This window comes from Streptococcus sp. 9.1, from assembly GCF_016648815.1.
Lineage (GTDB): Bacteria > Bacillota > Bacilli > Lactobacillales > Streptococcaceae > Streptococcus > Streptococcus salivarius_E.
Genome location: NZ_JACLQS010000003.1, coordinates 173809 through 187116 on the forward strand (window position 1 = coordinate 173809; position 13308 = coordinate 187116).

General features: G+C 39.8%; 14 protein-coding genes. 9 read left to right on the plus strand and 5 right to left on the minus strand.

The features are described 5' to 3' along the window. Positions 1–101: 101 nt before the first annotated feature. The 4 genes from H7T93_RS04165 to H7T93_RS04180 form a co-directional block, all read right to left on the minus strand. On the minus strand, positions 102–662 hold the full coding sequence (locus tag H7T93_RS04165) for an MptD family putative ECF transporter S component (protein WP_038676838.1): 561 nt from the start codon (positions 660–662) through the stop codon (positions 102–104). 8 nt (positions 663–670) lie between these two features. Continuing rightward, the gene (locus tag H7T93_RS04170; RefSeq protein ID WP_175057815.1) at positions 671–1462 is read right to left on the minus strand and encodes a formate/nitrite transporter family protein; all 792 of its coding nucleotides are present in this window, start codon (positions 1460–1462) and stop codon (positions 671–673) included. 116 nt (positions 1463–1578) lie between these two features. After that, complete coding sequence (locus H7T93_RS04175) at positions 1579–2829, minus strand: NAD(P)H-dependent oxidoreductase (RefSeq protein WP_002885631.1); 1251 nt, start codon at positions 2827–2829, stop codon at positions 1579–1581. 18 nt (positions 2830–2847) lie between these two features. Beyond that, complete coding sequence (locus H7T93_RS04180) at positions 2848–3450, minus strand: NADPH-dependent FMN reductase (RefSeq protein WP_002886986.1); 603 nt, start codon at positions 3448–3450, stop codon at positions 2848–2850. Positions 3451–3656: 206 nt separating this feature from the next. Here H7T93_RS04180 and H7T93_RS04185 point away from each other — a divergent pair, with 206 nt between their 5' ends. The 5 genes from H7T93_RS04185 (at position 3657) to H7T93_RS04205 (ending at position 7371) form a co-directional block, all read left to right on the plus strand. After that, the gene (locus H7T93_RS04185; protein WP_175057814.1) at positions 3657–4103 is read left to right on the plus strand and encodes a dUTP diphosphatase; all 447 of its coding nucleotides are present in this window, start codon (positions 3657–3659) and stop codon (positions 4101–4103) included. 9 nt (positions 4104–4112) lie between these two features. Further along, complete coding sequence (locus tag H7T93_RS04190) at positions 4113–4580, plus strand: isochorismatase family protein (RefSeq protein WP_175057813.1); 468 nt, start codon at positions 4113–4115, stop codon at positions 4578–4580. Further along, complete coding sequence (gene radA / locus H7T93_RS04195) at positions 4577–5938, plus strand: DNA repair protein RadA (RefSeq protein ID WP_073686093.1); 1362 nt, start codon at positions 4577–4579, stop codon at positions 5936–5938. The genes H7T93_RS04190 and radA overlap by 4 nt, the downstream gene beginning before the upstream one ends. Before the next feature lie 88 nt (positions 5939–6026). After that, a complete protein-coding gene (locus tag H7T93_RS04200) occupies positions 6027–6722 on the plus strand; it encodes a TIGR00266 family protein (RefSeq protein WP_037598509.1) in 696 nt (231 codons plus the stop codon). A 151-nt stretch (positions 6723–6873) separates the two neighbouring features. Next, positions 6874–7371 (plus strand): beta-class carbonic anhydrase, encoded by a 498-nt coding sequence (locus H7T93_RS04205; protein ID WP_002885818.1) that lies wholly within the window; start codon positions 6874–6876, stop codon positions 7369–7371. 95 nt (positions 7372–7466) lie between these two features. On the opposite strand, the gene H7T93_RS04210 is transcribed toward H7T93_RS04205, so the two are convergent. After that, entirely contained in the window at positions 7467–7820 is a 354-nt protein-coding gene (locus H7T93_RS04210; RefSeq protein ID WP_002885872.1) for a DUF3397 domain-containing protein, read from the minus strand. Between the two features lie 171 nt (positions 7821–7991). On the opposite strand from H7T93_RS04210, the gene rplK reads away from it, so the two are divergent. The 4 genes from rplK to gltX all read left to right on the plus strand — a co-directional run bounded on the left by rplK (position 7992) and on the right by gltX (position 13047). Beyond that, positions 7992–8417, plus strand: coding sequence for a 50S ribosomal protein L11 (gene rplK, locus H7T93_RS04215; protein ID WP_002885648.1), 426 nt, complete (start codon positions 7992–7994; stop codon positions 8415–8417). A 99-nt stretch (positions 8418–8516) separates the two neighbouring features. Then, a complete protein-coding gene (rplA, locus tag H7T93_RS04220) occupies positions 8517–9206 on the plus strand; it encodes a 50S ribosomal protein L1 (RefSeq protein ID WP_002885800.1) in 690 nt (229 codons plus the stop codon). Between the two features lie 179 nt (positions 9207–9385). Further along, complete coding sequence (locus H7T93_RS04225) at positions 9386–11356, plus strand: peptide ABC transporter substrate-binding protein (RefSeq protein ID WP_021144665.1); 1971 nt, start codon at positions 9386–9388, stop codon at positions 11354–11356. 236 nt (positions 11357–11592) lie between these two features. Next, complete coding sequence (gltX, locus tag H7T93_RS04230; RefSeq protein WP_175057812.1) at positions 11593–13047, plus strand: glutamate--tRNA ligase; 1455 nt, start codon at positions 11593–11595, stop codon at positions 13045–13047. The last annotated feature ends 261 nt before the right edge of the window (positions 13048–13308 follow it).

Below are 13308 nucleotides of genomic sequence, written 5' to 3' on the forward strand. Positions count from 1 at the left end.
GGTCCTTTCTAACAAAGTAGAAAAAGACTGTATTCTTTCTCATTATAACATAAGAAAAGCATGTTTGTCTTGTACTCTCTGTTAGGAGGGCTGATGGCTATTTATTTTTTCAGCCAATTTTGGGCAATGTAGCCCCCAATGAGAGCAGCCATGAGCGTTCCTCCAATCAGGATTAAGACATGACTGGCTGTAAAGGGAACCATAACTTGATTTACATAATCTTGAGTTTTCCCTTTGGCTAGGAGCTGTGCGATATAAGCTTTGGGCGCAAGCCACATGGTGATAATGGGTGCTAAGTTCCCTAGGGAAAAGATCATATAGGAAAGTAAATTAAGTTTACTATTCTCATAGTTCCCTTTCTTAGCTAGAAAGTCAGCGACAAGGCCAGCCAGAAAGCTAGGAAGAAAGGCTAGAACAAAGTGCCCAGAAGCAAAGAAGAAGAGGGACATAAAGATACCCAGACAGGTAATCGCTCCAAATTGTTTTGTCTTTCTGATAAGCCCCAAGTAGACCCAGCCTGCAAAGATAGCCGCTAAGGCAGGTGTATGATACATATTTTTGACTTTGAAAAAGATTAAATCAATAGCAACTGCAAGGGCTAGGCAAATAAAATACAGTAGAATAGCTAGGCTGGTTTGTTTGATGAATGTCTTTTGACGCATGTGGTCTCCTAATCAATGTGAGGTGTTTTAGTTTTATTGAGCCAAGAGTATGCCAAACCAATGAAAATACCTCCGCCAATCCAGTTACCGAAGAAAACGACTACCCACTGACGTAGAATATTTGCCAAAGTGAAATTATCCACAGAGTCACGCACACCGTTGAAACCGAGCAACATGAAAGAGGCAAAGTTAGCAATCAAGTGTTCATTAATTAAAAATACAAACATGAAGATAGCTGATAGCGCAATGAAAATCTTAGCAGATTCTTCTTTGAGGAGCATGTAGCCCAAGATGGCAATATTAACGAACATATTCGCTGTAATACCTTCTGTAAAGTTCATCCAATCTGTTTTTCCAAGCTTGGTTGAGACAGCAGTAACTAAGAAGCTCTTGTCAGTCAAATGTTGGAAAGAGAAGGATTGGTTGAAGAACCAGGCCAAGATAAGGGCACCGACAAAATTAAAGAAGGTACAGTAGAGGAGGATGGTACACACCTTGCTCCATTTGATTTTACCATAATAGGCACCACTGGTCAGGAACATCATGTTTGAAGTAGCCAACTCTCCATTGAATATGAGAACGAAGACCAGTCCGATGGCAAAGATAAAGGCAAAAACAAAACGAGAAAGGGCCGGAATACCTGTAGCGATAACATCCGCACCAATAATTCCTACAGCAGTTGACATGGTAAGATAAGCTCCTGCAAGCATAGAACGCAAGGCATAGCGACCCAGACTTTCGTCAAAGAGAGCTTCTTTTTTAGCACAAGCAGCGAATACTTTTTCTTTAAATTGAGACATAGGTTTACCTCTAAAATATGTGGCATGGAGCATGGCAAATGCGCAAGCTCGAGTGAAACTTAATCTAGGATGACCATGAAAAAAAGTCAGGACAGTTGTCCCAACTTTTCCAAGTCTTAATATGAGGATGCTCCAGATGTGGCATCTGCGGCTGGGGCTGCGTCGCCACCATGACCACCCGCATCTGATGCACCAGATGTGGCGTCGCTACCGCCATGACTAGCTGCAGCTGGTGCAAAAGGACCGCTTCCTCCGACAAGGCGTTGACCAGTTGTTTCGAGATACCAGTCAAGCCATGGTTTAAAGTTAAAGACGATTTCATTGATTCCTGCATAAGAACCATCATCATAGTACATAGCCTGATAGTTATGCGTATTGATAACTCCTTCAGGTGACCCTGGAACAATCGTACGAACATATTCTTGGTTACCATTACGCAGTGTACCAATAACCCATTCCACATTTTTCATACGAGCTGGTGGAAGTGAGCCGTGAACAGTTGACATACGGCTACCAGATTGAGGTGGCACACGTTTGGCAAACATAGTGTCAGGATCTTGATGGGCGTTGTTGTAGTAGAGGAACTGGTTGTTATCATCGGCATAGGTCAATTCAAATGGCATAGCCTTGAGGAACATGTCAATTTGATTAACCGTCAAAATACCGTGGTCCAATTTCACGTAGGTATCACCAGATACCGCACCAGTGATTTCAGCTACTTTTTCTACCCACTCTGGATCGTCAGGATCAACTTCGGTAACAGTTGTAGCGATTGGGTTGTTACAATCCAAGTCTTCAGGTTCAATTGGTTTTGGTTTTTTCAATTTAGAAACCACTCCTACATATTGGATGAAATTGTCTAAGCATTGTTCAAGGAAATTAATAGTACCTTCGTTAGTAATGTTCCCCTCAAGGTCAAAAGCTTCTTTAGCCTTTCCAAGCAAGAATTCATTACCTGGAAGTGTATAAGCATTAACACCAGGCGCTTCAAGGATTTTACGCAAATGCACTTGGGCACGTGAAGTTCCTTGGTCGTAGTAAGAAGCACCAACAATCATTACAGGCTTGTTTTCAAAAGGGTGCACTTCGAATGATAGCCACTCTAATACTGATTTAAGTGCTGCAGAGATAGTGTGATTGTGCTCAGGTGTTGCAATGATGACACCGTCAGCGCGTGTAATTTTGTTATTAAGTAAGCGAAGTTGGAAACTTTCATCCCATTTTTCATCTTGGTTAAACATAGGAACTTCATCAATTTCCAAAACTTCAAGTTCAAATTTAATTTTAAAATGTCTTCTGATAAATTCGAGCAGTTTACGGTTATATGATTGATCATAATTTGCTCCAACGAGTCCAACAAATTTCATAGTTTATATTCTCCTGTCTTATAGGCTTTCCCAGTCGAAGTCTTCAGCTTCTTTATGTAATAACTCTGTAGCATGTGAGAGTTTACCAGTAATTTTGACGTAGAGACGGAAGTCATCGAAAATAGCATCTAATTTTTTGATGACATCGAGGTCAACTAAATCGCCGTTGCTATCAAAAGCTTGAAGGGAATGTGAAAGCAAGAATTCGTCTGGAAGCACATTAGCTTTGATTTCTGGAGCATTCAAAATTTGACGAAGTTGTAGCTGTGCACGAGAAGCTCCTAGAGTTCCATAAGATGCTCCTGTAATCATAACAGGCTTATTCAAAAGAGGGAAAACACCGTATGAGACCCAAGCTAAAGCATTCATGAGAACAGCTGGAATTGAGTGGTCATACTCAGGTGTTCCAATAATAACCCCATCAGCCTCATCGATTTTTTTAACGATTTCAAGGACACTTTCTGGCAATTGTTTGTTAGCGGGTTTGTTAAAGACAGGGAGGTCTTTGATTTCAACAAGTTCGATGTCTGCCTTATCTGCAAAATGTTTCTGAATATATTGCAATAATTGTCTATTAGTTGAACGTTTTGAATTCGTACCAACAAGTCCGATGAATTTCATGACAATTCTCCTTAAAAGTATTATATCTATTATTATGTTAGCGTTTTCCTAGTTAAAAGTCAATCTTCGTTTAATGAGAAAGTGATTAGACTATTACCTTTGTCATCTTATTTCGAATAGATTATAATGGGATAGATTTAAAAGTCTGAAGCTAGCATGGCTAGTTTTACAAGAATTAATTTATAGATGTATCGAAAGGAAAAATAATGACAAAAATTCGTGGATTTGAACTTGTATCAACCTATACCAATCAGGACTTGCTTCCAAAACGGGAGACAGCCCATGCAGCTGGCTACGACTTAAAGGTGGCAGAGCGCACAGTGATTGCACCAGGAGAAATCGTCCTCGTCCCAACTGGGGTCAAGGCTTATATGCAAGCGGGTGAGGTGCTATATCTTTATGATCGTTCTTCTAATCCTCGCAAAAAAGGTCTGGTCTTGATCAACTCTGTTGGAGTTATTGATTGCGATTACTATGGAAATCCAGGGAATGAGGGTCACATCTTCGCCCAGATGAAAAATATTACGGATCACCCCGTGACTCTTGAAGTTGGCGAACGCATCGTTCAAGGTGTCTTTATGCCCTTCTTAATTGTAGATGGAGATGAAGCTGACGGTGTTCGTACAGGTGGTTTCGGATCGACAGGGAAATAGAGAAAGAATATGGCAGACTATTTATTAGTTGTAGATATGCAGTCAGACTATGTTGCTGTAGGAAAAGCATATCATGAAGAACTGACTGTAGCTGTAAATGACAAAATTGCCAGCTATCCCAGTGACCGGGTTATCTATATTCTCAACCGTTTTTTCTGGGAGAGAAAAGATAGAAAGAAGAAATTTGCGACCGGCTTGCTGCTTGTATCTTCTCGTATCTTTGAGAAGCGTCGGGCTTCTTGCTTTACCAATCTGGATTTAAAAGAGTTTCTGGAGGGGAATGCTGCTAGAAGCATAGAGTTTATAGGGGTAGATGGCAATGGCTGTGTCAAGGCTTCCATTTTGGCAGCTGTCAAGGAGAATTATCAGGTTTCTGTCGATTTGTTCGCTGTCGGAGTTGCCAACCAGAAGAAATTTACAAAAACATTGCATAAGTGGCATTCTGTCGGAGTAATCGTAGAAGGAGAATTATCATAGCAAAGAAAAAATCAACTTTTGTTTGTCGAGAATGTGGCTACAATTCACCCAAATATCTAGGGCGCTGTCCCAACTGTTCTTCTTGGTCCTCTTTTGAAGAAGAGGTTGAGGTGCAGGAGGTAAAAAATGCCCGTGTCAGTTTGACGGGTGAAAAGTCTAAACCAACTAAATTAAAAGAAGTATCCTCAATCAATTATGCCCGCATAAAGACTGATATGGACGAGTTTAACCGTGTTTTAGGTGGCGGTGTGGTTCCGGGCAGTCTGGTTCTTATTGGAGGAGATCCAGGGATAGGGAAATCAACCCTTCTCTTACAGGTGTCAACGCAACTGGCTAACAAGGGAACAGTCCTCTATGTATCTGGAGAAGAATCTGCCGAGCAAATCAAATTGCGGAGTGAACGTTTAGGCGATATTGATAACGAATTTTATCTGTATGCTGAGACCAATATGCAAGCCGTTCGCAGTCAAGTAGAGGCCATAAAACCCGATTTCCTCATTATCGACTCTATTCAGACCATTATGAGTCCAGAGATTTCTGGCGTTCAAGGTTCTGTATCTCAGGTTCGTGAAGTCACTGCTGAACTCATGCAGATTGCCAAAACCAATAACATTGCCACATTTATTGTTGGGCATGTGACCAAGGAGGGACAGCTGGCTGGACCACGTATGTTGGAACACATGGTGGATACTGTGCTCTATTTTGAGGGGGAACGTCATCATACCTTCCGTATTTTACGAGCAGTCAAAAACCGTTTTGGTTCAACCAATGAGATTGGGATTTTTGAGATGCAGTCTGGTGGTTTGGTAGAGGTGCTAAATCCTAGCCAGGTTTTCTTAGAGGAACGCCTAGACGGTGCTACAGGTTCTGCCATTGTTGTGACAATGGAAGGTAGCAGACCTATCTTAGCTGAAGTTCAAGCCTTGGTGACACCAACCGTCTTTGGTAATGCCAAGCGGACAACGACGGGACTGGACTTTAACCGTGTCAGCCTCATTATGGCTGTTTTAGAGAAACGTTGTGGCCTTCTTCTCCAAAATCAAGATGCCTATCTCAAATCGGCTGGTGGTGTCAAATTAGACGAGCCAGCTATTGACCTTGCTGTAGCCGTTGCGATTGCTTCTAGTTACAAGGAGCTTCCAACCAATCCACAAGAAGCTTTTATAGGAGAAATTGGGTTGACTGGAGAGATTCGCCGAGTAACTCGCATTGAACAGCGTATTAATGAGGCTGCTAAATTAGGTTTTACTAAGATTTATGCTCCTAAAAATTCGCTTCATGGCATGAAGATTCCAGAAGGTATCCAGGTTATTGGGGTCACGACGGTAGGAGAAGTACTCAAAAAAGTCTTTTCTTAAAAAGAGGCCTCAAAACAAGTGTTTGGAAGCGCTTGCAAAAGTACCTGTTCGATGCTATACTTTTCTTAAGAATAGGGAGGTATTTATTATGCAATTTTTTACAGACAGCAATATGCAATTCCCGCTAGTAGAGTTATCTCTTAATCAAGGTGAAACAGTCTTTATCCAGCGTGGCAGTATGGTATATCACACACCGAATGTGACACTGAGTACCAAATTAAATGCCAGTGGATCAGGTTTAGGTCGCTTTGTAAAAGCAGTTGGGCGTTCAATGGTTTCGGGCGAAAGTAGCTTTATTACTCAGGTTGTCTCGCAGTCCAATAACGGCTATATAGCCTTGGCCCCTGATTCTCCAGGTCAAGTGATTCCACTTTATTTAGGTGAAAAACAGTACCGACTAAACGACGGTGCCTTTCTAGCACTTGATGGCACAGCTTACTATACAATGGAGCTTCAGTCTGTTGGTAAGGCTCTTTTTGGTGGTCAGGGTGGTTTCTTTGTAATGACTACCCAAGGCCAAGGAACTCTCTTGGCAAATGCTTATGGCTCTATTAAAAAAATTGAGCTAAACAATCAAGAAGTGACTATTGATAATGCTCATGTCGTTGCCTGGAGTCAGACACTTGATTATAATATTCACCTGGAAAATGGTTTCTGGCAGTCTATTGGGACAGGAGAGGGTGTTGTGAATACCTTTAGAGGAACAGGTGAAATTTATGTTCAAAGTCTCAATCTTCAAACCTTTGCAGGCTTGCTTAATAGATACTTGCCAAAACGTTCATAATATAAATTGAAGGAGGATGGATGCTTGTTAGCATTTATTCTCCTTTTTTATGTTGCGAACTCAATAGCTGACAAGTTAATAAAAAGATGATAAGATAGTGTGTAAATAATTTGATAGTCAAATTATTTTCTTCATTAGAAAGTGAGTTATTATGTCTTATTTTGAAAACTTTCTCAATGCCAACAAAGCCTATGTTGACCTCCACGGGACAGCCCATCTTCCCTTGAAACCAAAGACTAAGGTGGCTATTGTGACTTGTATGGATTCACGCCTTCACGTTGCTCAGGCTTTGGGGTTGGCCCTAGGTGACGCTCATATTTTACGTAATGCGGGTGGTCGTGTGACGGAAGATATGATTCGTTCTTTGGTCATTTCTCAACAACAGATGGGGACACGAGAAATCGTAGTTCTTCACCATACAGATTGTGGTGCTCAGACCTTTAAGAACGATGAGTTTACCGCCTATCTCAATAAAGAACTTGGTGTTGATGTTTCTGATCAAGATTTTCTTCCATTCACAGATGTAGAAGAGAGTGTTCGTGAAGATATGGCTATTCTTCGTCAGTCACCGCTTATCCCTGAGGATGTTATCATCTCCGGTGCGGTTTATGATGTAGATACTGGTCGAATGACTCAAGTTCATCCCTAATACCGAAAAGTTTAGCAGGCATGATTGCCTGCTTTTTTCATGGTTTGACATAAAAAAACTCAGCATAAAATATAAATGCTGAGTTAATCTAGTTTTTAAGAAACGATAAAAATGAGAATCACAGTCCCTAAATAGAAAAGACTGGTGATAAAAAAGCTGATACGCCAGAATAACTTAAGAAAACGTTTAAACTTGAAAGATTGTGTTTTTCTTAGCATCTGAATTGTGATAATTATAGCCGCCAAGGATAATAAGATAGTGATGTAAGGCAGAAAGCTATGGGTGAAGAAACGGGCTGACACAGCAACCACCTCAATAAAATAAAGTGGGAAGGTAAGGTCAGCAAAATTAAGCCCGAGGTATTTTAAACTAAAGAATCGGTGGATGATAAAAGCAAAGATAGGTGTTAAAATCAAAAAAGCTATAGCAAAGAATTTATATAGAATCATAAGTCTATTTTACCTCGAAAAGTCCTTTATGTAAATTTTTTCCTAAACTTAATAAGAAATTCTTGCATCTAAAAAGAATTTCTGTATAATAGATAAGGTATGTAAAAACATACTTGTGGGAGGTAACAAAACTTACTTACCGCCAAAACCACAATAGGAGGAAATTACAAAATGGCTAAAAAAGTCGAAAACATCGTAAAACTTCAGATTCCTGCTGGTAAAGCGACTCCAGCTCCACCAGTTGGACCAGCTCTTGGTCAAGCCGGAATCAACATCATGGGATTCACTAAAGAGTTTAACGCTCGTACAGCTGATCAAGCTGGTATGATCATCCCAGTTGTTATCTCTGTGTATGAAGATAAATCATTTGATTTCATCACTAAAACACCACCAGCTGCTGTTCTTTTGAAAAAAGCTGCAGGTGTTGAAAAAGGTTCAGGTACTCCAAACTCAGTTAAAGTTGCTTCAGTAACTCGTGCACAGGTACAAGAAATTGCTGAAACTAAAATGCCTGACTTGAACGCTGCAAACATCGAATCAGCTATGCGTATGATCGAAGGTACTGCACGTTCAATGGGATTCACTGTTACTGACTAATTCAGTTAACAAGAAAACCACAGACGTCGTCTCACTTCGCTGAGTGACGTGGAAGATGAAAGTCGTTATGACCACATTACACAAGGAGAAATAATTAACATGGCTAAAAAAAGCAAACAAATGCGTGCTGCTCTTGAGAAAATCGACAGCACAAAAGCTTACAGCGTAGAAGAAGCTGTAGCTCTTGCACAAGAAACTAACTTCGCAAAATTCGATGCTACTGTTGAAGTATCATACAACCTTAACATCGACGTTAAGAAAGCTGACCAACAAATCCGTGGAGCAATGGTATTGCCAAACGGTACTGGTAAAACTCAACGCGTTCTTGTATTTGCTCGTGGTGCTAAAGCTGAAGAAGCTAAAGCAGCAGGTGCTGACTTCGTTGGTGAAGACGAACTCGTTGCTAAAATCAACGGTGGATGGCTTGACTTTGACGTTGTTGTTGCAACACCAGATATGATGGCAATCGTTGGTCGTCTTGGACGTGTCCTTGGACCACGTAACTTGATGCCAAACCCTAAAACTGGTACAGTAACTATGGACGTTGCTAAAGCAGTTGAAGAGTCTAAAGGTGGTAAAATCACTTACCGTGCTGATAAAGCAGGTAACGTACAAGCTATCATCGGTAAAGTTTCATTCGAAACTGAAAAATTGGTTGAAAACTTCAAAGCATTTAACGATGCAATCCAAAAAGCTAAACCAGCTACAGCGAAAGGTACTTACATCACAAACCTTTCAATCACTACTACACAAGGTGCTGGTATCAAAGTTGATCCTAACTCATTGTAAGAGTAGTAAAAAACCTATCTTCGGATAGGTTTTTTTCTTACTCTAGACACGAAATTTGAGTAGAAAATAAAAAATATTCAGAAAGTAGTGCTGCTTTTTCGAATTTATGGTATAATTTAAGCGTATACACATAATTATTGATTTTGAACTTTTTACGTTGCGAATTAAGGAGGCAATGAATGAAAAAGAGTAAGGTATTTTTACTAGCAACCGTAGGCCTGTTATCTGTAGGTGTTTTAACGGCTTGCTCGTCATCAAGTAAGACGTCTGGTAAGACTTATAATTATGTTTACGGTGGCGATCCTGCAACCCTAGACTATGTTTCTACAAATAAGAAAAACATGACGACAGCCGTTAGTAACGGTGTTGATGGTTTGTTTGAAAATGACCAATATGGGAATCTAAAACCTTCTGTCGCTGAAAACTGGTCTGTTTCTCAAGATGGTTTGACATATACTTACAAGATTCGTAAGGGTGTCAAATGGTACACTTCAGACGGTGAAGAATATGCCAATGTAACAGCTAAAGACTTTGTAACAGGTCTTAAGCATGCTGCTGATACTAATTCTGAAGCGATTTATTTGCTACAAAACTCAGTTAAGGGCTTGAATGATTACCTTTCAGGTGCCAACAAGGACTTCTCAAATGTTGGTATCAAAGCAGTTGATGATTACACTTTGCAATATACGCTTAGCCAACCAGAACCTTACTGGAATTCAAAATTGACCTACTCTGTTACTTGGCCTGTTAATGAAGATTTCTTGAAATCTAAAGGTAAAGACTTTGGTAAGTCAACAGACCCAACATCTATTCTTTATAACGGTCCATATCTTCTTAAATCTTTGACAACGAAATCTTCTATTGAGTTCACCAAGAATGAAAACTATTGGGATAAGGATAATGTCTATTTTGATACAGTTAAATTGACTTACGATGATGGTACAGACCAAGAATCCTTGGAACGTAACTTCACTGATGGAGTCTATAACTTAGCTCGTCTATACCCAACTAGCTCAAACTATTCTAAAGTTGAAAAACAGTACAAAGACAATATTTTCTATACACAACCTGGAGCAGCTGTAGAAGGTGTCGGTATTAATATCGATCGTCAAACTTATGACCATACATCTAAAGAAAATGATCAACAAAAGACATCAACTAAGACAGCTCTTCTTAACAAAGATTTCCGTCAAGCATTAGGTTTTGCCATTGACCGTACAAATTACGCCGCACAACTTAACGGTAAGGAAGGTGGAAGCACTGCCGTTCGTAATATCTTTGTTAAACCAGACTTTGTTCAAGCAGATGGTAAGGACTTCGGAACAATGGTGATGGATCAACTTCCAGCTTATGGTGATGAGTGGTCTGGTGTGAATCTTGCAGATAGTCAAGATGGTCTTTATAATCCAGAAAAAGCTAAGGCTGAATTTGCTAAAGCCAAAGAAGCTCTTCAAGCAGAAGGGGTTCAGTTCCCAATCCATTTGGATGTTCCTGTCAATCAGTCAAATAAAATCTTTGTGAACCAAGTGCAGTCACTTAAACAATCTATTGAATCAGCTCTTGGAAAAGATAATGTTGTACTTGATCTTCATCAATTGTCAACTGATGATTTCTATAACATTACCTACTCTGCTTCAAATGCAGCGGCAGAGGATTGGGACTTGTCAGTAGGTGTGGCTTGGGAGCCTGACTACCTTGATCCATCAACTTATCTTGATGTCTTGAAGACTACAAATGGTGAAAATACTAAATCTTTCATGGGTTATGACAATCCAAATAGTCAAGCGGTTGAAAAAGTAGGTCTTAAAGAATATGACCAATTGGTTGATGATGCTTCTAAGGAAACAACAGACTTGACGGCTCGTTATGAAAAATATGCAAAAGCTCAGGCATGGTTGACGGATAGTGCACTTTATATCCCAACGACTACTTATAACGGTGCAGCCGCTGTAATTTCTCGTATTAAGCCATTCTCAGGAGCTTATGCTCAAGCCGGTGATAAAGGTTCTACATACTACTTCAAGTATCTTAAATCTCAAGATGATATTGTGACTAAGAAACAATACGATTCAGCTTATAAAGATTGGCTTAAAGAAAAAGCAAAATCTAATGACAAAGCTCAAAAAGATCTTGCCAAACACGTTAAGTAATCTATCGAAAACGTCTACCTTTAGGTAGTCGTTTTTTTAACAAAATTTCTCGAACCACCCCTAGATTGTGATATAATAAGAAAGATTGGTACTCGCTTCTAGATTTTTATTTGGAAAGTTTGGGGGATAGAGTTGCCTACTGGTACTTATCATCTTAAGGTTAGTCCTAAGGAAGGGACTTTAGGCTCAATAGGTATCCAAAGACTGAAGAATGAAACAAAAAAAGGAGATTTATCTTGGCTAAAGATATCCGCGTTCGTTACGCACCAAGTCCAACAGGGCTTCTACACATTGGTAATGCTCGTACAGCATTGTTTAACTACCTTTATGCACGTCATCATGGCGGTACATTTATTATCCGTATTGAAGATACTGACCGTAAACGTCACGTTGAAGATGGTGAGCATTCACAGCTTGATAACTTGCGTTGGTTGGGAATTGACTGGGATGAAAGTCCTGAAACACACGAAAACTATCGTCAATCAGAACGTTTACCGCTTTACCAAAAATATATTGATCAACTTTTGGCAGAAGGTAAAGCCTATAAGTCATACGTAACTGAAGAAGAGTTAGCTGCAGAGCGTGAACGTCAAGAAGCAGCTGGTGAAACTCCTCGTTACATTAACGAGTTACTTGGCATGACTGAAGAAGAAAAAGCTGCCTACATCGCAGAACGTGAAGCGGCAGGTATTGTACCTACAGTTCGTTTGGCGGTTAATGAGTCAGGGATTTATAAATGGCATGATATCGTTAAGGGAGATATCGAATTTGAAGGTGGTAATATCGGTGGTGATTGGGTTATCCAGAAGAAAGATGGATACCCAACTTACAACTTTGCGGTAGTTGTTGATGACCATGATATGCAAATTTCACACGTTATCCGTGGAGATGACCATATTGCCAATACACCAAAACAACTCATGGTTTATGAAGCTCTTGGTTGGGAAGCACCTGAGTTTGGACACATGACCCTTATCATCAATTCTGAAACTGGTAAGAAGTTGTCTAAACGTGACACTAACACCCTTCAATTTATCGAAGATTACCGTAAAAAAGGTTACCTTCCAGAAGCAGTCTTTAATTTCATTGCTCTTCTTGGTTGGAATCCTGGCGGTGAAGACGAAATCTTTTCTCGTGAAGAACTCATTAAACTTTTTGATGAAAACCGTCTAAGCAAGTCACCAGCGGCCTTTGACCAGAAGAAATTGGACTGGATGAGTAACGACTACATTAAGAATGCAGATTTCGATAAGGTCTTTGCTCTTTGCAAACCTTTCTTGGAAGAAGCTGGTCGTTTGACAGATAAAGCTGAAAAATTAGTGGAACTCTACAAACCACAAATGACAGCAGCAGAAGAAATTGTCCCTCTTACAGATCTCTTCTTTGAAGATTTCCCAGAATTGACAGAGGCTGAAAAAGAGGTTATGGCTGGTGAAACAGTACCAACAGTACTTAAAGCCTTTAAAGCCAAACTCGAAGCTATGTCTGATGATGAGTTTGTTGTTGAAAACATTTTCCCACAAATTAAGGCTGTTCAAAAAGAAACAGGAATCAAAGGGAAAAATCTCTTCATGCCAATCCGTATTGCTGTTTCAGGAGAAATGCACGGTCCAGAATTGCCAGATACTATTTTCTTGCTCGGACGTGAAAAATCAATCAAACATATTGATCAAGTTCTTGCAACACTATAAAAACAAACCCAACAATTGTTGGGTTTTCGAATGCACATAAGCGATATGTCAATGATTATATGATAATTGCTAAGCCTACATTTGTAATATAATGATGATATTTCGTAACCATATCATCATTTTCAAAAGTTTAAATTAGTTTTATAATAGATTGGTAATAAAAATTAGGGAGGAGTGAGCATTATGAGAAGATTTGGTTGGTATTTCTACTACGTTATTGGCATGTACCCATAAAAAGAGGTAATGAGTCAGTTAAAGAGC